This window comes from Anaerovibrio sp. RM50 (assembly GCF_000622005.1).
Taxonomy (GTDB): domain Bacteria; phylum Bacillota; class Negativicutes; order Selenomonadales; family Selenomonadaceae; genus Anaerovibrio.
This window is the reverse complement of the sequence record NZ_JHWV01000001.1, coordinates 115,755-136,298: the sequence shown is the minus strand read 5'-3', so window position 1 is coordinate 136,298 and position 20,544 is coordinate 115,755. Positions and strand designations below refer to the sequence as shown.

The 20,544-nt window shown below is 45.5% G+C and carries 21 protein-coding genes and 1 riboswitch; of the genes, 19 read left to right on the top strand and 2 right to left on the bottom strand.

What is annotated here, in order from left to right; all coding sequences use genetic code 11:
* Positions 1–42: 42 nt before the first annotated feature.
* Positions 43–546 (bottom strand): hypothetical protein, encoded by a 504-nt coding sequence (locus tag T525_RS0100735; protein ID WP_027405586.1) that lies wholly within the window; start codon positions 544–546, stop codon positions 43–45.
* A gap of 83 nt (positions 547–629) precedes the next feature.
* Positions 630–2,768, bottom strand: a complete 2,139-nt coding sequence (locus tag T525_RS0100730; protein WP_084276798.1) for a methyl-accepting chemotaxis protein — start codon at positions 2,766–2,768, stop codon at positions 630–632.
* A gap of 201 nt (positions 2,769–2,969) precedes the next feature.
* On the opposite strand from T525_RS0100730, the gene T525_RS0100725 reads away from it, so the two are divergent.
* The 19 genes from T525_RS0100725 to trmD all read left to right on the top strand — a co-directional run bounded on the left by T525_RS0100725 (position 2,970) and on the right by trmD (position 20,439).
* Positions 2,970–5,018 (top strand): methyl-accepting chemotaxis protein, encoded by a 2,049-nt coding sequence (locus T525_RS0100725; protein ID WP_027405584.1) that lies wholly within the window; start codon positions 2,970–2,972, stop codon positions 5,016–5,018.
* A 310-nt stretch (positions 5,019–5,328) separates the two neighbouring features.
* Positions 5,329–6,660 (top strand): ATP-binding protein, encoded by a 1,332-nt coding sequence (locus T525_RS0100715; protein WP_027405582.1) that lies wholly within the window; start codon positions 5,329–5,331, stop codon positions 6,658–6,660.
* A gap of 178 nt (positions 6,661–6,838) precedes the next feature.
* On the top strand, positions 6,839–7,537 hold the full coding sequence (tsaA, locus tag T525_RS0100710) for a tRNA (N6-threonylcarbamoyladenosine(37)-N6)-methyltransferase TrmO (protein WP_037324735.1): 699 nt from the start codon (positions 6,839–6,841) through the stop codon (positions 7,535–7,537).
* A 113-nt stretch (positions 7,538–7,650) separates the two neighbouring features.
* Complete coding sequence (locus T525_RS0100705; RefSeq protein ID WP_027405580.1) at positions 7,651–8,073, top strand: MarR family winged helix-turn-helix transcriptional regulator; 423 nt, start codon at positions 7,651–7,653, stop codon at positions 8,071–8,073.
* The gene (locus tag T525_RS13810; protein WP_051533317.1) at positions 8,070–9,263 is read left to right on the top strand and encodes an MFS transporter; all 1,194 of its coding nucleotides are present in this window, start codon (positions 8,070–8,072) and stop codon (positions 9,261–9,263) included. Before T525_RS0100705 ends, T525_RS13810 begins: the two co-directional genes overlap by 4 nt.
* 140 nt (positions 9,264–9,403) lie before the next feature.
* Complete coding sequence (gene brnQ, locus T525_RS13805; protein WP_037324733.1) at positions 9,404–10,777, top strand: branched-chain amino acid transport system II carrier protein; 1,374 nt, start codon at positions 9,404–9,406, stop codon at positions 10,775–10,777.
* A gap of 33 nt (positions 10,778–10,810) precedes the next feature.
* Positions 10,811–10,926: riboswitch (FMN riboswitch) on the top strand.
* A 144-nt stretch (positions 10,927–11,070) separates the two neighbouring features.
* On the top strand, positions 11,071–12,165 hold the full coding sequence (gene ribD / locus T525_RS0100690; protein ID WP_027405579.1) for a bifunctional diaminohydroxyphosphoribosylaminopyrimidine deaminase/5-amino-6-(5-phosphoribosylamino)uracil reductase RibD: 1,095 nt from the start codon (positions 11,071–11,073) through the stop codon (positions 12,163–12,165).
* Between the two features lie 66 nt (positions 12,166–12,231).
* Entirely contained in the window at positions 12,232–12,870 is a 639-nt protein-coding gene (locus T525_RS0100685) for a riboflavin synthase (protein WP_027405578.1), read from the top strand.
* An 11-nt stretch (positions 12,871–12,881) separates the two neighbouring features.
* On the top strand, positions 12,882–14,087 hold the full coding sequence (locus tag T525_RS0100680) for a bifunctional 3,4-dihydroxy-2-butanone-4-phosphate synthase/GTP cyclohydrolase II (RefSeq protein ID WP_027405577.1): 1,206 nt from the start codon (positions 12,882–12,884) through the stop codon (positions 14,085–14,087).
* Between the two features lie 50 nt (positions 14,088–14,137).
* On the top strand, positions 14,138–14,608 hold the full coding sequence (gene ribE / locus T525_RS0100675) for a 6,7-dimethyl-8-ribityllumazine synthase (RefSeq protein WP_027405576.1): 471 nt from the start codon (positions 14,138–14,140) through the stop codon (positions 14,606–14,608).
* 15 nt (positions 14,609–14,623) lie between these two features.
* Positions 14,624–15,499 (top strand): Hsp33 family molecular chaperone HslO, encoded by an 876-nt coding sequence (hslO, locus tag T525_RS0100670; RefSeq protein ID WP_027405575.1) that lies wholly within the window; start codon positions 14,624–14,626, stop codon positions 15,497–15,499.
* Between the two features lie 388 nt (positions 15,500–15,887).
* Positions 15,888–16,079 carry a 50S ribosomal protein L28 gene (gene rpmB / locus T525_RS0100665; RefSeq protein ID WP_027396446.1) on the top strand — a complete coding sequence of 64 codons (192 nt, stop codon included), beginning with the start codon at positions 15,888–15,890 and terminating at the stop codon, positions 16,077–16,079.
* A gap of 323 nt (positions 16,080–16,402) precedes the next feature.
* Positions 16,403–16,771 carry a YlxM family DNA-binding protein gene (gene ylxM / locus T525_RS0100660; RefSeq protein ID WP_027405574.1) on the top strand — a complete coding sequence of 123 codons (369 nt, stop codon included), beginning with the start codon at positions 16,403–16,405 and terminating at the stop codon, positions 16,769–16,771.
* Complete coding sequence (ffh, locus tag T525_RS0100655; RefSeq protein ID WP_027405573.1) at positions 16,768–18,123, top strand: signal recognition particle protein; 1,356 nt, start codon at positions 16,768–16,770, stop codon at positions 18,121–18,123. Before ylxM ends, ffh begins: the two co-directional genes overlap by 4 nt.
* A gap of 69 nt (positions 18,124–18,192) precedes the next feature.
* Positions 18,193–18,468: a 30S ribosomal protein S16 gene (rpsP, locus tag T525_RS0100650; RefSeq protein ID WP_027405572.1), complete on the top strand. Its 276-nt coding sequence runs from the start codon at positions 18,193–18,195 to the stop codon at positions 18,466–18,468.
* Between the two features lie 14 nt (positions 18,469–18,482).
* Entirely contained in the window at positions 18,483–18,713 is a 231-nt protein-coding gene (locus T525_RS0100645) for a KH domain-containing protein (protein ID WP_027396450.1), read from the top strand.
* Between the two features lie 82 nt (positions 18,714–18,795).
* The gene (locus tag T525_RS0100640) at positions 18,796–19,203 is read left to right on the top strand and encodes a YlqD family protein (RefSeq protein ID WP_027405571.1); all 408 of its coding nucleotides are present in this window, start codon (positions 18,796–18,798) and stop codon (positions 19,201–19,203) included.
* Positions 19,175–19,693: a ribosome maturation factor RimM gene (rimM, locus tag T525_RS0100635; RefSeq protein WP_027405570.1), complete on the top strand. Its 519-nt coding sequence runs from the start codon at positions 19,175–19,177 to the stop codon at positions 19,691–19,693. The genes T525_RS0100640 and rimM overlap by 29 nt, the downstream gene beginning before the upstream one ends.
* Positions 19,693–20,439, top strand: coding sequence for a tRNA (guanosine(37)-N1)-methyltransferase TrmD (gene trmD, locus T525_RS0100630; RefSeq protein ID WP_027405569.1), 747 nt, complete (start codon positions 19,693–19,695; stop codon positions 20,437–20,439). The genes rimM and trmD overlap by 1 nt, the downstream gene beginning before the upstream one ends.
* Positions 20,440–20,544: the final 105 nt, after the last annotated feature.

Genomic DNA, 20,544 nt, shown 5'->3' with positions numbered 1-20,544 from the left:
TACCCCTGCTCTTTGTATTTTAGTAAAATGCTTTTTTATATATTATTCTATCCTTACTCTAAATGATAGAATCGGGTCATTTAAATTGCCCAATATTTCTCCCTCTGGCAGCCATTCCCTAGACCAGCCCTGATTCTTGATGCGTCCCTTATAGGAAACGGACCATAAATCACCTCGCCAGCTCCCCAAGGCTATCTGTATACCATCAATAGGCTTGCCATAGATACCGGCTGTGGATCCGTTCATGGCCCAGCCAGTCCATTCACCATTCTGCACGTGGACACGATACATTACATACATGTTGCGGCCTGTGAGAAACTGTACCCGTATGGCATCAATAGTCTGAGTACCGTAAGGATCCCCGGCGGCTTCACCGTCATTGGCCCGGTCTGACCAGCCCTTTTCCAGAGTGTGGGCATAATACTGAATCAGGGGGCGGTCACCAATATCATCAAGGTCATTCCAGCCCCAGCCCCATGCAAAGCAGCTGGAGACAGATAGTAGCATAAAGCTGAATGTTAGAAGCAGAATCTTGATTTTGCCCATAATAATCTCTCCTTTCTATAAGAATATCGAAGAAAAATGCCGGCTCCACAAGGAACCGGCAAATTTTTTGCATTAGAAGTTGATTAAATGCCAAGCTCAATATTGCGGATAGTCTCCTGCAATACCTTAAGCTTCTCAGTAACTGTGGCGTTGACGTTGTCCAAATCATTGATAACCTGAGTGGATTTGGAAATCTGATCAAGACTGTGCTGCAAGCTTTCGTGAACGGAAGCCACCTGCTTGGAGAAGCGCTGGTCAAACTCGTCAATCTTGGCCTCAAATTCCTTGTTCTTGGCCAGAATAGTGTCGATGGCCTTAACATCATTTACCAGAGTATTAATAGCTTCATCGGAGCTTTGAACACTTTCCTGGGTACTCTTGGACAGCTTGCCTACCTCCTGGGCAACAACGGCGAAACCACGGCCATGTTCACCTGCACGGGCTGCCTCGATGGCGGCGTTTAGTGCCAGCAGATTAATCTGGGAAGAAATGTCCGTAATAATCTGCATTACATCATTTATCTTTTCGGTGCTGGAGCTTAAGAGCTTCAGCTTCGGTGTGATTTCTGAATTGCGTTCCAGAAGCTGGGTGAAGTAGGAGCCCTGCTCATCTATACCGCCGGAAAGCTCCTGCATGGAATCCTTCACAGCATCTACGTCCTTGGACATCTGGGATATGGTCTTGATAATTGATGGCAGACTCTGCTGGTATTCATCAAAGAGATCCAGTACCTGGTCCTTAAGTACACCAACACGCTGCTGACGGGCAATTACACGGGTGAGGAAGAACTCCTGGCAGGCTGCGTAATGGCCGGCGAAATAATCAAGATACTGGTCATGGAAGGAAGTGCCGTTCGGTTCATAGTAGAAGAAAATAGCCGTCAATGTTTCATTCATGTGTAGACCACTGATTTCACCGAAGCTGGAGAAACCGGCCACAGGATATTCATTAAACATATCAACGTGCTTGATTTCATCAGGATAACCAAGGCGGCGGAGAATACAGTCATTTAGGATAGCACCAATAGGAGCTGGCTTGCCCTGATTGAACTCTCTCACAGCGTTTTTGAGGTCATTTTCCAGTCCTACGCGTTTCATAAGGTAGAGGCGCTCGCCGGACTCAATATCGCAGAAGAAATTAATGCGGTAGTTGCTTTCATCAATGCTGGAAATGGAACGGATAAAGTTTTCACCTTTTATATCGGTGGCGAAGGTGTATTCCTGCATCTTTGCGTTAAGCTCAGAGACACTGGAGCATCCCAGCTCTCTCTTAAGGGCATCAATGAATGGAACAGCATCGCCGTTGATGTCTTCTACAGTGGAAATGTAACGCAGAGCGGAGTTGGCATTTACTACGTCGAAGTATTTGCCTACCCTTTCAACGGCCTGAGTCTTTAAAATACCATAGCGATAGTTCTTGGAGGTGTGAACGATAACAGCCACGGCAACATTTTCCAGAACCTGGCTGTCGTTGTAGATATAAGTATGCTGGAAATCCAACAGACCGGCGGAGCTGCCGCCGATAAACGGAATAGGGAACATACCATTCTGGTAGAATGCCTGCATAACGAAGGATTCGCAGTTGGAAAGACCATCGATATATAACAAACCAAAGGTATGGTTAACATTCATGCGGAATGGAATCTTATGTTTATCAATTTCCTGCTGCATTCTTCTAACACGATCTTCAACGCTCATGTCAACGCGACCTTGACGCAGATCATCATTAGGCAGTTTGATGGTCATGATGTACATGTTGTCGATCATGCGGCGGGAAAATACTTGAAGCAAAACCTTGCGACGATTGTCTGGTGCTTCGCAATATAATGTACGGCTGCTAGCATGTCTGCACAACTCGCCGGAGGTGGTTAACAAAATCAGCTTGGCATTTGGAGGCAATACGGCCTTTATGCTGGAAGCGACATCATTCATGTCGTTGTCTGGGGAAACATAGCCGATAACCAGTGCAGGCCCTTCGGCAACGTCAAAGAGGGGAGTTAATGCTGAAGAATTCAGCTCGCTGGTGGACAGATAAGCCACCTTGGTATCTGGGGTGGATGCAGCACTGGCAGTAGGTGTAGCTGCCGGACGAACAGCCTTAGGCGCTATTCGTTCTGCTGGTGATGGTGTGGCAGCTTTGGGTTGATTTGAATAAACTATCGAACATAATTTGTGACCTCCTATATAAAGTCCTTTTACGTTAATAACACAATCACTGTACATTGTTAAAATTCGTTATTGATAAATAATTTCCTGCTTTTAGCGAAAAATAATACTCAATTTAAAGAAGTTATCTATAGAAAAATTTCGCAGATAAAAGCAGGAAAACGGCCATAAATGTAGAAAAAATAGTTGACGGAAATAATTTTTATATTAAATGGTGACAAAAGATAATTTTATATTTTCAATAAAGGGAGGGTTATTATGTCAAATAACAACATTTCAAATCAGGGGAATGTCCGTACTGTAAAGACGGAAATCCTGATGTATGTGTTGCCTATTGTAATAATAGGCCTGGTGATTATGTCTGGAATAATCTTCAAGTATGTGGGAAGTACCTTTGAGGATCAGCTGACACGCAGCTCCTTGAACAATGCTCAGGAGGTCTCCGATGGTGTATCTGCATGGCTGGAGACGCGTATGCTGGAGACCCAGAATGCTGCAAATATTCCTTCTGCAAAGGCATTGAGGGAAAATCCTGCGGGGATGAATGAGAACAATAAATATCGTCTTGCTCTCATGAACAAGATTTATCCGGGGGTTTATGACTCAGTGAGCTGGGGTCCATTTGATGGCTCTGGCGTATTGTATGGTGAGACAAAGTCCGGCTTCAAGGAAATGCATAATGCAGATAAGGCATGGTACAAAGAGACTATGACTGGTGCCAAGGATTCCTTTATGGCATCCCCTGTAATTTCCCAGGCCACTGGTAAAATTATTGTGAATTCCATCGCTTTGGCAAAGGACAATAATGGCCAGAATGTAGGTATGGTATTGGCTGCTATCTATGTTGATGCAGTTATGGAGAAGGTAAGTGACTTTAAGCTTGGTGAAAAGGGCTACAGCCTTTTGGTTTCCAAGGAGGGAACTTACATTGTAAATCCTGATGAAGAAGCCATTATGAAGAAAAAGATTTCTGAGGACAGTGATCCTGAAATCAAGACTTTGGGTGAAAAAATGCTTTCCGGTGATGCCGGTGTTTATAAGTTCACCAATAAAGATGGCGACGATATGATTGCTTTCTATAACCCAATTAAGGCCACTGGCTGGGGTATGGCTACCATTGCATATCAGGATGAGCTGTTTGCCCCTGTAAGCAATGTACTTAAAATCATGGTGGGAATAAGCTTGCTTCTTACAGTTTTGATTTCCTTGGGAGTTCTTGTTACCGTTAACAAGGCCATGGCACCTCTTGCTACTATGATGGATGAGATGCATCTTTTGGCAGCCGGCGATTTCCGCAACCGTCCAAGCCGTATTACCACCAACAACGAGCTGGGTGCTTTGGCAGCCGCCGTACGTGAGATGCGTCAGGGCGTAAGCGGTGTAATGCAGCAGGTTAGTGGTTCCTCTGAGAGTCTGGCGGCCGCCGCTGAGGAGCTGAATGCCACCACTGAGCAGTCGGCACAGGCTTCCAATCAGGTGGCAAATTCCATTGTAAATGTTGCCCAGGGTACCAGTGAGCAGCTGGAGGCTGTTAGCTCCACCAGCATGGCCATTGAGGATCTTAATAATACTATCCAGACTGTTGCCAGTGAGGCAGATGAAGCAGCAGCCCATGGACGTGAGGCAGCTGAGGTGGCCCGTGATGGCGGCAAGACCCTTGAAGAGGCCATTGGTCAGATTAAGCGCATTGAGCAGAGCACCAATGAATCCACAGAAGTGGTTACTGCATTGGGTGAGCGTTCCGCTGAGATTGGCCAGATTGTTGATACCATTTCTAATATTTCTGCCCAGACCAATCTTTTGGCTCTCAATGCGGCCATTGAGGCAGCGCGTGCCGGTGAGCATGGCCGTGGCTTCGCCGTTGTAGCCGATGAGGTTCGTAAGCTGGCTGAATCCTCCCAGGAGGCTGCAAATCAGATTGCCGACCTTATTCAGCAGACCCGCAAGGACACCGACAATGCTGTTGCGGGCATGCAGGCAGGCAGCGAGGAGGTTCGCGTTGGTACACAGAATATTATCAGCATGGGTGAGAGCTTCCGCAAGATTATTGAAATCGTTGAGACTGTATCCGGCCAGGTTCAGCATATTTCCTCCGCTATAAGTGGCATGGCTGCCAACGGCGAAGAGGTAATGGGACATATCCGTACAATTGGCGATGCCAGCAGAAAGGCTGCAGAGGAAGCTGAGACCGTATCTGCCGCCACTGAGGAGCAGAGTGCCAGCGTAATGGAGATTTCCAATGCTTCCGACAGCCTCTCAAAGATGGCTATGGAGTTGCAGAATGAAATCAGCAAGTTCAAGCTGTAATGCAATATGAGTGTAATGTGTGTGTGAAATATATAGGATTGGGCCTTCCCTGCGGGGAGGGCTTTTTCCTTTGCGTTAGAAATATGTTTTGTAGCAAGGATTTTATGCAGTTTTCCAAGCAAACAGGTTACGATTTTATGCATTTTCTCGATGAAAGATGCTACGATTTTATGCAATTTTTTATAAAAATATATTACGATTTTATGTAAAAAGTTGACTTTTCCTTTGGAAGAGCTATAAAATTTATTGTGAGGAATAGGGCTTTGCCGTTGTTATCATGTAAATATTGAAATCATAGGGATATGGTATTATGTTAAAGAGAAAAATATATTCAAAATTATTGGAGTGGAAAGAAAAACGTCATAAGGAAGGTATAAAAAAATGTTTGCTTATAAAAGGGGCTAGACAGGTAGGCAAGACCTTTATTATTAAGGAATTTGGAAAAAATAAATATGAGTCATTCGTAAATATTGATTTTTACAGACAGAAAACTTTGAAACAAATATTTGATGGGGAACTATCTTCAGAAGAAGTATACAAGCGGATGACAGCTAATATTCCCCAAATAAAGCTCATTCCGGGAAAAACACTTATCTTTTTGGATGAGATTCAATGCTGTGGAAATGCGAGAACTGCACTTAAATTTCTGGCTGAAGATATGAGATTTGATGTAATTGCTTCCGGTTCTCTGCTTGGACTTTCCTATGGTGAGGATGCTAATGATGAAGTGGAAGAACCAATGTCACTGCCAGTGGGATATGAAACGCAGCTTATGATGTATTCTTTGGATTTTGAAGAATTCCTATGGGCATATGGATATGATTCTGCCAGCATATACAGTTTGAAGGACTATATGGGGAATAATGAGCAAATTCCTGAAGTTATTCATAACAAGTATGAAGCATTATTTAGGGAATATATGGTAGTGGGCGGAATGCCTGAGGTCGTTGTTGATTTTGCTGAACACAAGGACTTTAATCGGGTTATGGAAATTCAGCAAAATATCATAGCACTTTATCAGGATGATATTTCCAAACATGCAAAAGGGAGAGAAAAGTCACTGGTCAGAATGTGCTATGATGCTGTGCCTAGACAGCTGGCAAAGGAATTAAAAAAATTTCAGTATTCGACGGTAGAAAAAGGCCAAACCAGAAGAAAATATGGTGGCAGTATAAAATGGCTGAAGGATTCATGTCTGGTAAATGCCTGCTATAATGTTTCGGAGCCATATATACCCCTCATGGCAAATTCGAAAGAGGAACAATTCAAGCTGTACATTAATGATACAGGCCTGCTTACCTGCATGTACGGATTTGAAACCAAAAGAGCAATTTTGAATAATACAATAAAGGGAAATGCCCGAGGTGGAATCTATGAAAATATCATTTCTGAGTGTTTAGTAAAAAGAGGATATACCTTGCATTACTACAAGCCAGACGATAACCATGAGTTGGAGTTCTTAATAGAAAAAGAAGGCGAAGTCGTTCCAATAGAGGTTAAGGCTGGAAATACAGCATCGGTTTCTTTAAATAATTTTATTAACGACTTCTCACCAAGTGTCGCCTATAAATTAATATCAAATAGAAATGGGCGCTCTGGTGTAAAGGAAACCTTGCCACATTATTTTGTGATGTTTATTTAACTATCCCGCATATCATAGAGAATAAAAATGTATGTGATTATATAGGGTTGGCCTTCCTTTCGAGGAGGGCCTTATCCTTTGCCATGTTCTGTACGGTAAGGAGTCAGTCTTGAAGTAGTATGCTATACTGATAGAAATGCGTTTAATAATATGTAAAAACTGAAAAGGATTTGAAGGCATGACTGATATTATAGAAACAAAAATAATAGGAAGAATTCATACGGATTTTCCTTCCAAGTTTGGCATTCCCCGGCAGAGCGGGGTGGTGAAGGAGCTGAAGGGACGTATTGTTTTCGAGCCGGAATATCGTAATGAGGATGCTCTCAGAGGTATAGAAGGCTTTTCACATTTGTGGCTTATCTGGCAATTTTCCGAAAATGTTCGTGAGGGGTGGTCCCCAACGGTCAGACCACCAATTTTAGGAGGCAATACACGGGTAGGAGTGTTTGCCACCCGCTCACCCTTCAGGCCAAATCCTATAGGTTTATCATCTGTGAAATTTGAAGGGGTAGAGGTAGATCCCCATGATGGTCCTGTCCTCGTAGTCAGTGGTGCAGATCTTATGGATGGCACGCCTATACTGGATATAAAACCCTACATACCTTATGCGGACAGTCACCCGGAGGCTACTGAGGGCTTTAGAAGTGGTGGGTGGAACCGAATGCTGGAGGTGGATTTCCCTCCGGAACTGCTGGCAAAGGTTCCGGAAAAACAGCATAAGTCCCTGATAGAGGTATTGGCCAATGACCCAAGACCATCTTATCATCATGATCCCGATCGTGTTTACGGAATGCCCTTTGGGGATGTGGAGGTCAAATTCTCTGTAAATGAAAGGGAGCTCAAAGTGGTAGCTGTTTACGATTTACATAACAATTAAAAATATCTTGTTGACAATAATACGTTAGCGTACTAATATAAAGTACGTTAACGTATTATTTTTATGAGATCATCATGAAAGTTCGATAAGTACAAAAAGAAGGTGAAATCACGATGCAGATAGATGATACATTGGGCTATCTGTTATGTCGAACGGCCAGAAAGGTTCATCGCCATACCGAGAAAATATTCAGCCCATACGGACTGACTGTAGAGCAATGGGTGGCTATGAAGATATTAGCTGAGCATCCGGATATCAGCCAAAAAGAATTATCCGGACAAATGCAACGAGATCCCAATACAGTGAAGGCGATTGTGGATAGATTGCTTAAGAAGGATTATGTAAAAAGGGAGCCAAATCAAGTTGACCGACGTGCCTTTCTCTTGCAGCTGACCATGTCTGGTAAGGAGCTTGTGGATAAGCTGGCTGAGGAAGATGAACGGGAAAATCGGCAATTGGAGCTGGAACTGGGCGAAGTCGATACAGCAAATATGAAGAAAATGTTACTAAAGATAGAGGAAATGATTAGAGAATGAATAAACTTTGGACAACGGAATTTATTAGTATGGGCGGCTGTAACTTTCTGGTATTCATGAGCCAGTATATTATGATTGCAGCCTTGCCGATTTTTATTATGGATGATTTGCAGGGTGGGGAGCTGGAAGCCGGAATGGCCATGACTTTTTTCCAGATTGGAACTGTGGCCTGCCGTCCATTGGCTGGAAAACTTATCGATAGCGTGAATAAGCGCACATTGATGCTGGTGGCGACGCTATGTTTTGGTCTTATTATGCTGGGCTTCAATTATTTTCAAACCCTTACAGGGATTTATGGCTTGCGCCTGCTTCATGGTGTGATTTTTGCTATTGCAACTACGGCAGCTGCTGCTATGGCCGCAATGGTATTACCTGCAGAGCGCAAGGGTGAGGGTATTGGTTATTTTGCCTTGACCACAAATTTGGCTATGGTTGTAGGTCCTTTGCTGGGATTGGTAATAATCGGCAGCTGGGGAGCTGATATGTTTTTCCCATTCATGGTGATGCTGGCATTATTTACCCTTGTTGTGGCAAATCATCGTAGACTTCCTGATGCAGTTATTTTGCCTGCTAAAAAGCAGCACCATGGCATATCCATCAGTGATTTTATTGAACGCAGGTCTGTGGCTATGTCTTCCATTGGTGGCCTGGTATTCTTTGCTTACGGTGGCGTATTGACATTTATTCCCCTTTATGCGAAATCCCTGGGTCTGCAGCAGGAAACCAGTATGTTCTTTGCCGTATTTGCCACTGTTATTGTGCTGACCCGTCCTATCGTTGGAAAAATATTTGATACCAAGGGACCGGATTATACAATCTATCCTGGTTTTCTGTGTTTCACTTTGGGAATGATTATTTTTGGTCAGATTTCTACTATGCTGGGGCTTTTAGTGTCAGCTGCAATATTGGGTATGGGCTTTGGCGCTTTGAGCCCGGCTTTTCAGACATTGGCTATCCAAAGTGCACCGATGGAGCGTAGCGGTGTGGCTACAGCTACCTATTTTTGGTCCCTGGATATTTGTGTCGGACTGGCAGCTGGACTTTTGGGGATAGTCGCAGCTGGCTATGGCTATACCTTTATGTATAGTGTGGTTTGCACTGGTGTTATTGTAGCAGCAGCTGTGTGTTATTTTGTTTGGAACAAGTATCAGCAAGGATACATTGTTATGATGCACAAAACATGTGAATAAACTATATCGATGACAACAATAAATGTCCATTATCAATAGACGTTACACTTTTATGTACATTTTATTCCATTTCTTTGACATCCCTGTAGCGCGGTGGTAACATTTTACCTGTTGTGATTCTATTAAAGGGGCGTTTTATTGTGAATGAAAAATTGAGTTGGAAAAATTATCTGTTTGTTGCCAGTATGCTTTTTGGTATGTTCTTTGGTGCTGGCAACATTATCTTCCCTGTTCATCTGGGACAGGCAGCAGGCAGTAACGTGTGGCCAGCTATTGCGGGCTTCATTCTGACCGGTGTGGGTATTCCTATTTTGGCAGTGGCAGCCATCGGCATGTCCGGGGGCAACGGCCTGCAGGATCTGGCATCAAGAGTAAACAAAAAGTACGCTATGTTCTTTACTTGCATGCTTTATTTGACCATTGGTCCTTGCTTTGCCATTCCGCGCTGTGCCACAGTTCCGTTTTCTATGGGCATTGCACCTATGATTACCGGTGTAAGTCCTGAAATGGCACTTTTTGGCTTTTCTCTGGTATTCTTTGCCATTGTTATGTTCTTTTCCCTCAGACCAAGTGGAATTGTAACCTGGGTGGGAAAGATTTTGACTCCTATTTTCCTGGTATTTCTGGGAAGCCTTTTGCTGGTGGCTTTTGCTAATCCAATGGTGGACAGCATTGCCAATATTGCACCATCTGCAGATTATGAGTCCGGTGCCTTTGCCAAGGGCATTCTGGAAGGCTATAACACCATGGATGCTATGGCTGGTTTGGCTTTTGGTATTATCGTAGTAAACAGTATGAAGAATCTCGGCCTGCGAACCAATGAGGCTATTGCTTCTTCCACTATTAAGGCTGGTGTGCTTAGCGGTATCATCATGTCTGTTATCTATCTGATGATTATCCTCATGGGTACCATGAGTATGGGCGTATTCCCAATGGCTGAAAATGGCGGTGTAGCTCTGTCTGATATTTCTGGCTTCTACTTTGGTGCCGCTGGCGTATTTGTATTGGCTGGTATTGCTACATTTGCTTGTCTTAAAACAGCTATTGGCCTTGTAACCAGCTGTTCTGAGACCTTCTGTGAAATGTTTCCGGGTGGTCCTGGATATCGTACTTGGGCCTGCATTTTCGGTGCAGTATCCCTTTTGATTTCTAACGTTGGTCTTACAGCAATCATCGTTTATGCTATTCCTGTTTTGATGTTCCTTTATCCGCTGACCATCACCCTTACCCTGTTGGGCCTGATAGGTGGTTATTTCAACCATTCCAAGTGGGTTTATGGCATGGTTACACTGTTTACTGTTGTTGCGGCTGTATTTGACCTTGTGAATGCACTTCCAAAGGAGCTGGCCGGTTCTTCACTGGTTACCTCAATGGTGGCCTTTGCTACTGAGTACCTTCCTTTCTTTACCCAGGGCTTTGGCTGGCTGGTACCTGCTATGGCGGGCTTCGTAATTGGCCTTGTTATGTACAAGGTGAAGGGCGAATGCAGTAACCATAAGGTTGCAGTGGGATAAGTGATGTGTTACAATAATCTGTGGAAATACAGATACAGTCTTTGGGGCAGGGTGTGATTCCCTACCGGCGGTACAGCCCGCGAGCCTTTTTGGCACGACACGGTGAGATTCCGTGGCCGACAGTATAGTCTGGATGAGAAAAGACTTGTATGTACATTGTTTTTGTGTGCATTTGGGCTGTTGAAGAGTTTCTTCAACAGCCTTTTCTATTTTTATATAGGCTGTTCTGTGTATTTCATGTAAGAGCTGATGAAAGCAGGCGCGCTTTCATCTTGCTTCGTTGGAAAGAGGTGATGGAATTGCAGGATGAGTTTTATATGAGTGAAGCCCTGCGGGTGGCTAGGAATGCCACTGGCAGAACGTCGCCAAATCCTTTGGTGGGGGCTGTTATCGTAAAGGATGGCAGAATCATTGCTGAAGGGTGGCACCGTAAGGCGGGAACTCCCCATGCTGAAATTCACGCTCTTAACATGGCCGGGGAACTGGCCAGAGGGGCAACAGTATATGTCACGTTGGAACCATGCTCCCATTATGGCCGTACTGGCCCATGTGCCAATGCACTGGTGGAAGCAGGAGTGGCCAAGGTGGTGGTGGCCATGATGGATCCAAATCCAAAGGTGGCAGGACGTGGTGTGAAAATTCTTCGTGATGCCGGCATTGATGTGGTGACCGGGGTGCTGGAGGAGGAAGCCAAAAAGCTCAATGAGGTATTCTTAAAATGGATTACCAAAGAAATGCCCTTTGTGGCATTGAAAACCGCCATGTCCCTGGACGGCAAGATTGCCACGGCAACGGGCCAGTCCCAGTGGATTACAAATGAAGCCTCCAGACTTCGAACCCATGAGCTGCGGGACATTTATGATGGCATTATGGTGGGTATCAACACTGCTATTAAAGACAATCCGAGTCTTACCACCAGACTTCCAAATGATATGGGGAAAAATCCTGTTCGTATAGTGGTGGATAGTAGAGCAAGATTGCCATTGGATTCAAATCTTGTAACTGATGGCAAGGCCCAGACCATAGTGGCTGTATCAGGTGCAGCCAGTGCCGGGGCAGTTCAGGACCTTAGAGATGCAGGAGTTCAGGTGATTTCTGCTGGTGAGGACAGAGTGGATTTGCCACAGCTGTTAAAGAAACTGGCAGAAATGAATATTTGTTCTCTGCTGGTGGAAGGCGGCGGTCAGCTTAACTTCTCCATGCTGAAAGCGGGACTTGTGGACAAGGTTTATGCTTTTATTGCTCCAAAGCTTATTGGGGGCAGGGATGCCCTTACCCCTGTGGAGGGAGAGGGCTTTGAAGAACTCAGTCAGGCCGTGGAGCTAAAAGATGTCACAACTGAGCTCATTGATGGAGATGTTCTTATTATTGCCCGTGTGGATAAATAAAAGCCTTCCCCTTGAGGGGAAGGTGTCAACGCAGTTGACGGATGAGGTGCAAAAACAGGTGATTAGATGTTTACAGGAATAATTGAAGAGGTTGGCTCTGTTCACAGTATGGGGGGCGGAAGCCTTACTATAAAGGCTTCAAAGGTCCTTGAGGATGTGCAGCTGGGCGACAGCATTGCTGTTAATGGTGTATGCCTTACAGTTACCAGATTTGACAGGGGCAGCTTTGATGCCGATGTAATGCCGGAAACCATTCGCCGTACATCACTGGCGGAGCTTAAAAAGGGAAGCCCCGTAAATCTTGAGCGGGCCCTTACATTGCAAAGCCGCCTTGGGGGCCACATAGTCAGCGGCCATATTGACGGCGTGGGGCGCATTGTCTCCTTAAAAGAGGAACAGAATGCGGTGCTAATGAGGATTTCCGCCAGCGGTGATATATTGAGGCACATTGTGGAAAAGGGCTCTGTGGCTTTGGACGGTATCAGCCTCACAGTGGCGGAGGTTACAGACAGCGATTTTACCGTTTCGCTGATACCCCATACAAGACAGGTAACCAATTTATCCGGCAAGAAGGCTGGTTCAACAATTAATATTGAAAATGATATTATCGGAAAATACGTGGAGAAGCTTATGCAGCCCAAGGAAACTCCCAAGGAAAATGTGAGCCGCATCACCATGGATTTTCTGAAGAATAATGGTTTTTAAGGAGCGAGATTATGTCAGATTTTGCAACAGTTGAAGAAGCAATTGAAGAAATTCGTAAAGGTAATATGGTGGTTGTAGTTGACGATGAGGACAGAGAAAACGAAGGTGACCTCATTGTGGCAGCTGAAAAGCTCACCCCAGAGCATGTTAACTTCATGGCTACCTATGCCAAGGGACTGATTTGTACCCCTATGGAGGCAGAGGATCTGGACCGTTTGGAGATTTTCCAGATGGTATCCAACAATACAGATAACCATGAAACTGCATTTACTGTATCTGTGGACGCTGTTTCCACTACCACGGGCATCTCAGCCTTTGAGCGCTGTGAAACAGTAAAAGCCCTCATTGATCCAAATTCCAAGCCGGAGACCTTCCGCCGTCCTGGTCATGTATTCCCGCTTCGCAGCGTTCCAGGCGGTGTCCTCCGTCGTGCAGGTCACACTGAAACCACCACTGATCTGGCGAAGCTGGCTGGCCTTGCCCCAGCGGGTCTTTGCTGTGAGATTATGGATGATGACGGTCACATGATGCGTACACCACGCCTCATTGAGTTCTCCAAGAAGCATGGCCTCAAGCTCATTACAGTAAAGGCTCTTATTGAATATAGAAAGAAGACCGAGTGCTTCGTTGAGAAAATTGCCGAGGCAGATCTGCCAAGCAAGTATGGCCACTTCCGCATCCATGCCTATGAGAGCAAACTGGACGGCAAGTGCCATCTGGCTATAGTAAAGGGCGAGGTTAAGGGCAAGGAAAATGTTCTGGTTCGTGTTCACTCCGAGTGCCTTACGGGTGATGCCCTTGGTTCACTGCGCTGTGACTGCGGCGACCAGCTGGTTACTGCCTTGAAGCGTATTGAGGCTGAGGGCCAGGGCATGGTTCTCTACATGCGTCAGGAGGGCCGTGGTATTGGCCTTGGCAACAAGATGCGTGCCTATGAGCTTCAGGACCAGGGCAAGGATACTGTGGAGGCAAATGTACTTCTGGGCTTTGCTCCTGATGAGCGTGATTATGGTATCGGTGCCCAGATTTTGGCAGATATGGGACTTACCACAATTCGCCTTATGACCAACAATCCTGCCAAGCGCGCCGGCCTTGAGGGCTATGGACTGAAGATTGTTGACAGAGTGGCTCTGGAGGTTCCAACCAACGAGTACAACCAGAACTACATGAAGGTAAAGAAGACCAAGATGGGCCACATTTTGGCTGAGAAAATCTGATTTTTGATTATTATTGAGATAATACAATCTTTTTATGGAGGTATATAAAAATGAAAGAAGTTAAGGTTTTGGAAGGAATGCTTAATGCTTCCGGCATGAAGTTTGGTATTGTGGTTGCCCGTTTCAATGAGTTTTTGACCTCTAAGCTGCTGGGTGGCGCTTTGGATACTCTCCATCGCCATGGCGCAAATGAGGATGATATTACTGTGGCATGGGTTCCAGGTGCCTATGAGCTGCCACTGGTTTCCAAGAAAATGGCTGAGTCCGGGAAGTATGATGCCATTATCGCTCTTGGTACTGTAATCCGTGGCTCTACTACCCACTATGATTATGTATGCAACGAGGCTGCCAAAGGAATTGCCCAGGCCAGCATGTCCACCGGTGTTCCTGTAACCTTCAGCGTTGTTACCACCGAAAATATCGAGCAGGCTATTGAGCGTGCCGGTACCAAGGCTGGCAACAAGGGTGCTGATGGTGCTATGACCGCTATTGAGATGGCAAATCTCTTAAAGCAGCTCTAAGATAGGATTGATGAAATGTCTGATACTTTAGTTAAAGCAATAACCAATGGCGTAAGAATATATGCGGCGGTTACCACGGATCTGGTAAATGAGGCTATTTCCCGCCATGACTGTTCCCCAACTGCGGCAGCGGCCTTGGGACGTGCCATGACAGGTGCTCTTCTGATGGCAGCCAATCTTAAAAATAAGGAGGCCCTCACCGTCAGCTTTCAGGGCAATGGCCCATTGGGATACATTACAGCTGATGCTACTCCTGAGGGATATGTCCGTGGCTATGTGGGGAATCCCCATGTGGATCTTCCCTTAAAGGAAAATGGCAAGCTTGACGTAGGCGGTGCTGTAGGACAGGGCATGGTGCAGGTGACCCGTTTCACTGGCCTTGGTGACCCGATGAGGGGCAGCTCTGAAATAGTGTCCGGGGAAATTGCGGAAGATCTTACCAACTATCTCTTTGTATCTGAGCAGACAGCCTCCAGTGTGGGCCTTGGTGTATTGGTGGGTACCGACTGCAGGGCAATGGCCTCCGGCGGTTTTATTCTCCAGATGATGCCTGATGCTGATGAGGAGATTATTACCCGTGTGGAGGAGGCCTTAAAGAAGGTGCGTCCTGTTTCCTCCATGATTGCCGATGGGGTTGATGCCAAGGGCATTATTGCCGAGCTTATGGCGGATTTTGATGTGGACTACCTTACCTCCACGGAGCTGGCCTTTAAGTGCAAGTGCAACCGTGAGAGAATAGAGGATGTGCTCCTTAGTCTTAGTCACAAGGACATGGAACAGCTGGTAAAGGATGGCCACGCTGAGGTATGCTGTCAGTTCTGCGGCGAGAAGTACCAGTTTGAAAAGGATGAGCTGGAGCATCTCATGAAGCTGGCAGACGGCGTAAGATAAGTGATTTTGTGTTAAATGCAGGGGCTTTATGATTGGCCCTTGCATTTGTTTTGGAAAAATGATAGTATAGTCAAGCAATAGATTATAGAGTTAAGTGTGTTATATGCTTGTGGAAATTTGGACAGTTCAATGAGACTTATTCAGTGATTGTTTTGTTTTTTCACTGAATTTAGTCGAATTAATCCAGAGCTTACAGGTGCTTATATTCCGTTTTATAGTGTGGAATATTAGCACCCGTTAGCGTGGGACAAAAAATAATTGCTGCCAAGGGGTTGCATTTGACAGTCTTATTGTGCTATAATCTTTTTGTTTGTGTGTATAGGACTATGTACAGATAATTTACATATATGCGACTATGCGCCGATGAAACGTTAAGGAGGTGTGCTATATGGCAAGTTTATGTGAAGTATGCGGTAAGGGTGAGCTGTCCGGCAACAATGTCAGCCATTCCCATCTGAAGACCAAGCGCTCCTGGAAGCCAAATATCCAGCGCGTACGTGCCGTTGTAGAAGGCGAAATCAAGCGTGTAAATGTTTGCACTCGCTGCCTGCGTACCGGTAAGGTTGAAAGAGCCCTCTAATTTTGCGCAAAATATCGATTGATATATCATAAGAAAAGCCGATAACAGAAGTTATCGGCTTTTCTTATACTATCTTGTAAAACAGCTGGAGGTATATATGCGGACATATTTTGCCTTGGTACTTAGGGAATGCAAGCTGTAAGCGCGGCATGAGCTTAGTACCATTAGGCAAACTAGAGAGCGCGAGCGTTCCGCATGTGTACCTCCTGCTTATATTTGAAGCATGTAAATATTTGACAAGGAAAAATACTTGACAACAATATATGAGATGGCTATAATAACTATGGTCGGGATAAACTGTGCCTTGAAAGTGGGTGTTTTCAATGCTTGAACAGCGTTTATATCTGGCAGAGCTCTTTGATATTTACGGGCCCCTGCTGACGGATAAGCAACAGAAATGTTTAAGTATGCACCTTTTTGAGGATTTCTCCATGTCAGAGATAGGGGAGGATCTGGCAGTTTCCAGACAGGCTGTATATGACATTCTCCATCGTTCGGAGCAGACCATGGCAGCCTACGAAAAAAAGCTTGGTCTGGCACAGCGCCTTAGGGAGCAGCGTCAGGAGCTTACTGAGATTTACGATGATATTTCCCAGCTTTCTTCCAACAAAAAGATAGATGAGAAGGAAGCGAATCATATACTTATGAAGCTTGCTCCATATACCAGCAAGGTTCAGGAGGAATTAGATTGATTTTTGAAGGTTTGGCAGATCGTCTGCAGGAAACATTTAAAAAACTTCGCGGACATGGCAAGCTCACAGAGGACGATGTAAATGAAGCCATGCGGGAAGTGCGGATGGCACTTCTTGAGGCCGATGTAAACTTCAAGGTTGTTAAGGACTTTGTGAAGCGCGTTAAGGAGCGTGCCATAGGTCAGGACGTTATGGAGGCACTTACTCCGGCCCAGCTTGTTATCAAGATTGTTAACGAAGAGCTCACTGAGCTTATGGGCGGCTCCCAGAGCCGTATTAATATGTCCCCGAATCCACCAACCATTATTATGATGGTTGGCTTGCAGGGTGCAGGTAAGACTACCTCAGCCGGTAAACTGGGTCTTTCCCTTAAAAAACAGGGCAAGCGCCCGGTGCTGGTTGCGGCAGATATATACAGACCAGCGGCTGTTACTCAGTTGCAGGTCATCGGTAAGCAGCTGGACATTCCCGTATTCTCCATGGAGCCGGGTACTGATGCTGTTACCATAGCAAAGTCATCTTTAAACTATGCATTTACTCATGCTAATGATGTAGTCATCATCGATACCGCTGGTCGACTTCACATCAATGAGGAGCTGATGCAGGAGTTAAAAGATATAAAGAGTCAGGTGAAACCACACGAAATTCTTCTGGTGGTTGATGCCATGACCGGTCAGGATGCTGTAAATGTAGCTGAGAGCTTTAACAAGGACTTGGGCCTTGATGGTCTGGTACTTACAAAGCTGGATGGTGATTCCCGCGGTGGTGCGGCACTTTCTGTAAAGGCAGTTACCGGCTGTCCTGTAAAATTTGTGGGTATGGGCGAAAAGCTGGAGGCTTTGGAGCCATTCTACCCAGATCGCATGGCTTCCCGAATTTTGGGAATGGGCGATGTTCTTTCCTTGATTGAAAAGGCCCAGGCAACCTTTGATGAAGCTCAGGCCAAGGAGATGGAGAAGAAGTTCCGCAAGGATGACTTCACTCTGGATGATTTCCTTGCCCAGATGCAGCAGATCAAGAAACTTGGTTCCCTGGAAAATATCATGAGCCTTATTCCTGGTATGGGGGATATTAAGAAAAAGCTTGGCGACAGGGAAATTGACCTTAACGGCAAGGAAATGCGCCAGGTGGAAGCAATTATCCGCTCCATGACACCCAAGGAAAGAGCAAATACAAACATCATCAATGGCAGCCGTCGCAAGCGTATTGCAGCGGGCAGCGGTACCAGAGTGCAGGATGTAAACCGTCTCCTGAAGCAGTTTGAGGAGATGCGCAAGATGATGAAGAAGGTTAAAAAGATGCAGGGAGGCCGTAAAGGCTTCGGAGGCTTCAAGCTTCCATTCATGCATTGATATATATAAAAGTATATCTTCTATATAATAGAGTTTAGATATACCAATCCTAAGGAGGTGAATTTCAAAATGGCAGTAAAGATTCGTCTGAACCGTATGGGTGCTAAGAAGTCCCCATTCTATCGTATTGTTGTAGCTGATTCCCGTGCTCCACGTGATGGCCGTTTCATCGAAATCGTTGGTAACTACGACTCCACCAAGGAGCCAGCAGTTGTAAACATCGACGAAGAAAAGGCTCTCGAATGGATGGCAAAGGGCGCACAGCCTACTGATACCGTTCGTTCCTTATTCTCCAAGCAGGGCATCATGGCTAAGTTTGATGCAGCTAAGCATGCTAAGAACTAAGAAAGAGGCATAGCATGAAAGAGATAGTTGAGATTATCGCGAAGTCCCTGGTAGACAATCCTTCCGCAGTTGTTATCAACGAGAAGGAAGAGGATAATGTAGTCATCTATGAACTTCATGTTGCTACAGAGGACATGGGTAAGGTAATTGGCAAGCAGGGCCGCATTGCAAAAGCACTGCGCACCGTTGTCAAGGCCGCTGCTACTCGCGAGGATAAAAAAGTAAATGTAGAAATCATAAGCTGAGGCATCGGCTTAATATGCGGCAATGTATGTCCACTTTAGGGGATGCTTGCCGCAATTTCTATAATTGGAGGATTTTTTCACAATGGATAGTGTATTAGTAAAGTTCCCAATGACCATTAAGGCCAAGCTCACTGAAAAGCTGAGAGAAAAGATGCTGGAAGAATTCCGTAACGGTATCAACCAGGCACAGCTTGAAATTCAGCAGATTAACATCCAGGAGAACCGTGCTGTTTCCGAGGTTGGTGAAGAAGACCAGGAGCAGCTGGCTATGATCCATCAGCATTTCGGCATTGAGCGTCAGAAGCGTGAGGATTTTATCGCTCAGACTGAGGCCCGTATCACTGATACCGAGAAGCTGGTTCTGGGTGCAGAAATCGTTCAGGGTACCACTGAGCGTTTTGTTGAACTGAAAAAAGGCGACAATGTTCGTGACCAGTTTAATGTGGAGGTTGTTGTTGAAGATGACGTTATCATCGCCATCCGCAGCTGATAATCGAATTGTCATTGGTAAAGCAGGAGCTCCTCACGGTATTCGTGGCGAGCTCCGTGTTATTCCACTGACAGATTTTCCAGAGCGGTTTGAAGAATTAAAACATGTTTATGTAGGTGATGAGCTGCTGGATGTGGCATCTGTAAAATACCACAAGCAGTTTGTTATCATTAAATTTAAGCAGTATCCTTCCCGTGAGGATGTGGCACAGCTTACCGGCTCCCTGCTCTATGTGGACAAGAAGGACGCCATGCCTCTTGAAGATGGGGAATATTACACCTTCGACATAATTGGGCTGGAGGTCTTTGACATGGATGGGGTATCCCAAGGCTTTGTTACCGATGTACTGAAGACTGGTGCCAACGATGTTTATGTGGCTTCCAAAAAAGGGGAGGCCAAGCAGCTGATGATTCCTGCCCTTAAGGCCGTAGTAAAGGAAATCAACATCAAAGAGGGCCGCATGGTTGTGGATATGCCGGAGGAAATCTGATGCGTATAGATATTCTTTCCCTGTTTCCGGCCATGTTTGAAGGTCCCTTTGGGGACAGTATTACCAGACGGGCAGTGGAGAATGGTATTCTTGATATAAAGATTACTAATCCCCGGGATTTTGCTGAAGGCAAGCACCAGCAGATGGATGATTCTCCCTTTGGTGGGGGCAGTGGCATGGTTATAAAGCCGGAGCCTATGTTTAAGGCGGTGCGCCATGTGAAGGAGACCACCAATTATGCCAACCGTCGGGTGCTTTTAATGAGTCCTGAGGGCTCTGTGTTCAATCAGGCCAAGGCCAGGGAACTGGCCCAGTATGATCAGCTTATTTTTATTTGCGGCCATTATGAGGGATTTGACGCCCGTATAAGTGAAAATCTGGCTGATGAGATTATTTCCATTGGGGATTTTGTTCTCACCGGAGGGGAGCTTCCTGCCATGATGATCACGGACGCTGTGTCCCGTATGCTGCCAGGAGTACTGGGCTCCGAGGAATCGGCACCAACGGATTCTTTCTACAATGGTCTGCTGGAGCATCCCCAGTATACCCGCCCAAGGGAATTTGAGGGTATGGCAGTACCGGATGTGTTACTGTCCGGGGATCATGCCAAAATCGCCAAGTGGCGGAGGGAAAAGTCCCTGGAAATTACCTTGAAGAATCGGCCCGATCTGTTGGAAACAGCGGAGCTGACCAAAGAAGATATTAAGTATCTCAATCAATTAAAAGAGCAGAATATACAGAAATAGCAGTTGTCATTTTACGGTGATAGCTGCTATTTTTTATTTTGTGTAAAAAAATGCATAAATTTATACGATTCCTTGAAAATGATATCGTTTTTCACTTGACAAACA

Excerpts from the sequence above, each read along its gene's own strand:
- T525_RS0100735 (WP_027405586.1), bottom strand. The coding sequence starts at position 546 with ATGGGCAAAATCAAGATTCTGCTTCTAACATTCAGCTTTATGCTACTA.
- T525_RS0100730 (WP_084276798.1), bottom strand. The coding sequence starts at position 2,768 with ATGTACAGTGATTGTGTTATTAACGTAAAAGGACTTTATATAGGAGGT.
- T525_RS0100725 (WP_027405584.1), top strand. The coding sequence starts at position 2,970 with ATGTCAAATAACAACATTTCAAATCAGGGGAATGTCCGTACTGTAAAG.
- T525_RS0100715 (WP_027405582.1), top strand. The coding sequence starts at position 5,329 with ATGTTAAAGAGAAAAATATATTCAAAATTATTGGAGTGGAAAGAAAAA.
- tsaA (WP_037324735.1), top strand. The coding sequence starts at position 6,839 with ATGACTGATATTATAGAAACAAAAATAATAGGAAGAATTCATACGGAT.
- T525_RS0100705 (WP_027405580.1), top strand. The coding sequence starts at position 7,651 with ATGCAGATAGATGATACATTGGGCTATCTGTTATGTCGAACGGCCAGA.
- T525_RS13810 (WP_051533317.1), top strand. The coding sequence starts at position 8,070 with ATGAATAAACTTTGGACAACGGAATTTATTAGTATGGGCGGCTGTAAC.
- ribD (WP_027405579.1), top strand. The coding sequence starts at position 11,071 with ATGGAATTGCAGGATGAGTTTTATATGAGTGAAGCCCTGCGGGTGGCT.
- T525_RS0100685 (WP_027405578.1), top strand. The coding sequence starts at position 12,232 with ATGTTTACAGGAATAATTGAAGAGGTTGGCTCTGTTCACAGTATGGGG.
- T525_RS0100680 (WP_027405577.1), top strand. The coding sequence starts at position 12,882 with ATGTCAGATTTTGCAACAGTTGAAGAAGCAATTGAAGAAATTCGTAAA.
- ribE (WP_027405576.1), top strand. The coding sequence starts at position 14,138 with ATGAAAGAAGTTAAGGTTTTGGAAGGAATGCTTAATGCTTCCGGCATG.
- hslO (WP_027405575.1), top strand. The coding sequence starts at position 14,624 with ATGTCTGATACTTTAGTTAAAGCAATAACCAATGGCGTAAGAATATAT.
- rpmB (WP_027396446.1), top strand. The coding sequence starts at position 15,888 with ATGGCAAGTTTATGTGAAGTATGCGGTAAGGGTGAGCTGTCCGGCAAC.
- ylxM (WP_027405574.1), top strand. The coding sequence starts at position 16,403 with ATGCTTGAACAGCGTTTATATCTGGCAGAGCTCTTTGATATTTACGGG.
- rpsP (WP_027405572.1), top strand. The coding sequence starts at position 18,193 with ATGGCAGTAAAGATTCGTCTGAACCGTATGGGTGCTAAGAAGTCCCCA.
- T525_RS0100645 (WP_027396450.1), top strand. The coding sequence starts at position 18,483 with ATGAAAGAGATAGTTGAGATTATCGCGAAGTCCCTGGTAGACAATCCT.
- T525_RS0100640 (WP_027405571.1), top strand. The coding sequence starts at position 18,796 with ATGGATAGTGTATTAGTAAAGTTCCCAATGACCATTAAGGCCAAGCTC.
- rimM (WP_027405570.1), top strand. The coding sequence starts at position 19,175 with ATGACGTTATCATCGCCATCCGCAGCTGATAATCGAATTGTCATTGGT.
- trmD (WP_027405569.1), top strand. The coding sequence starts at position 19,693 with ATGCGTATAGATATTCTTTCCCTGTTTCCGGCCATGTTTGAAGGTCCC.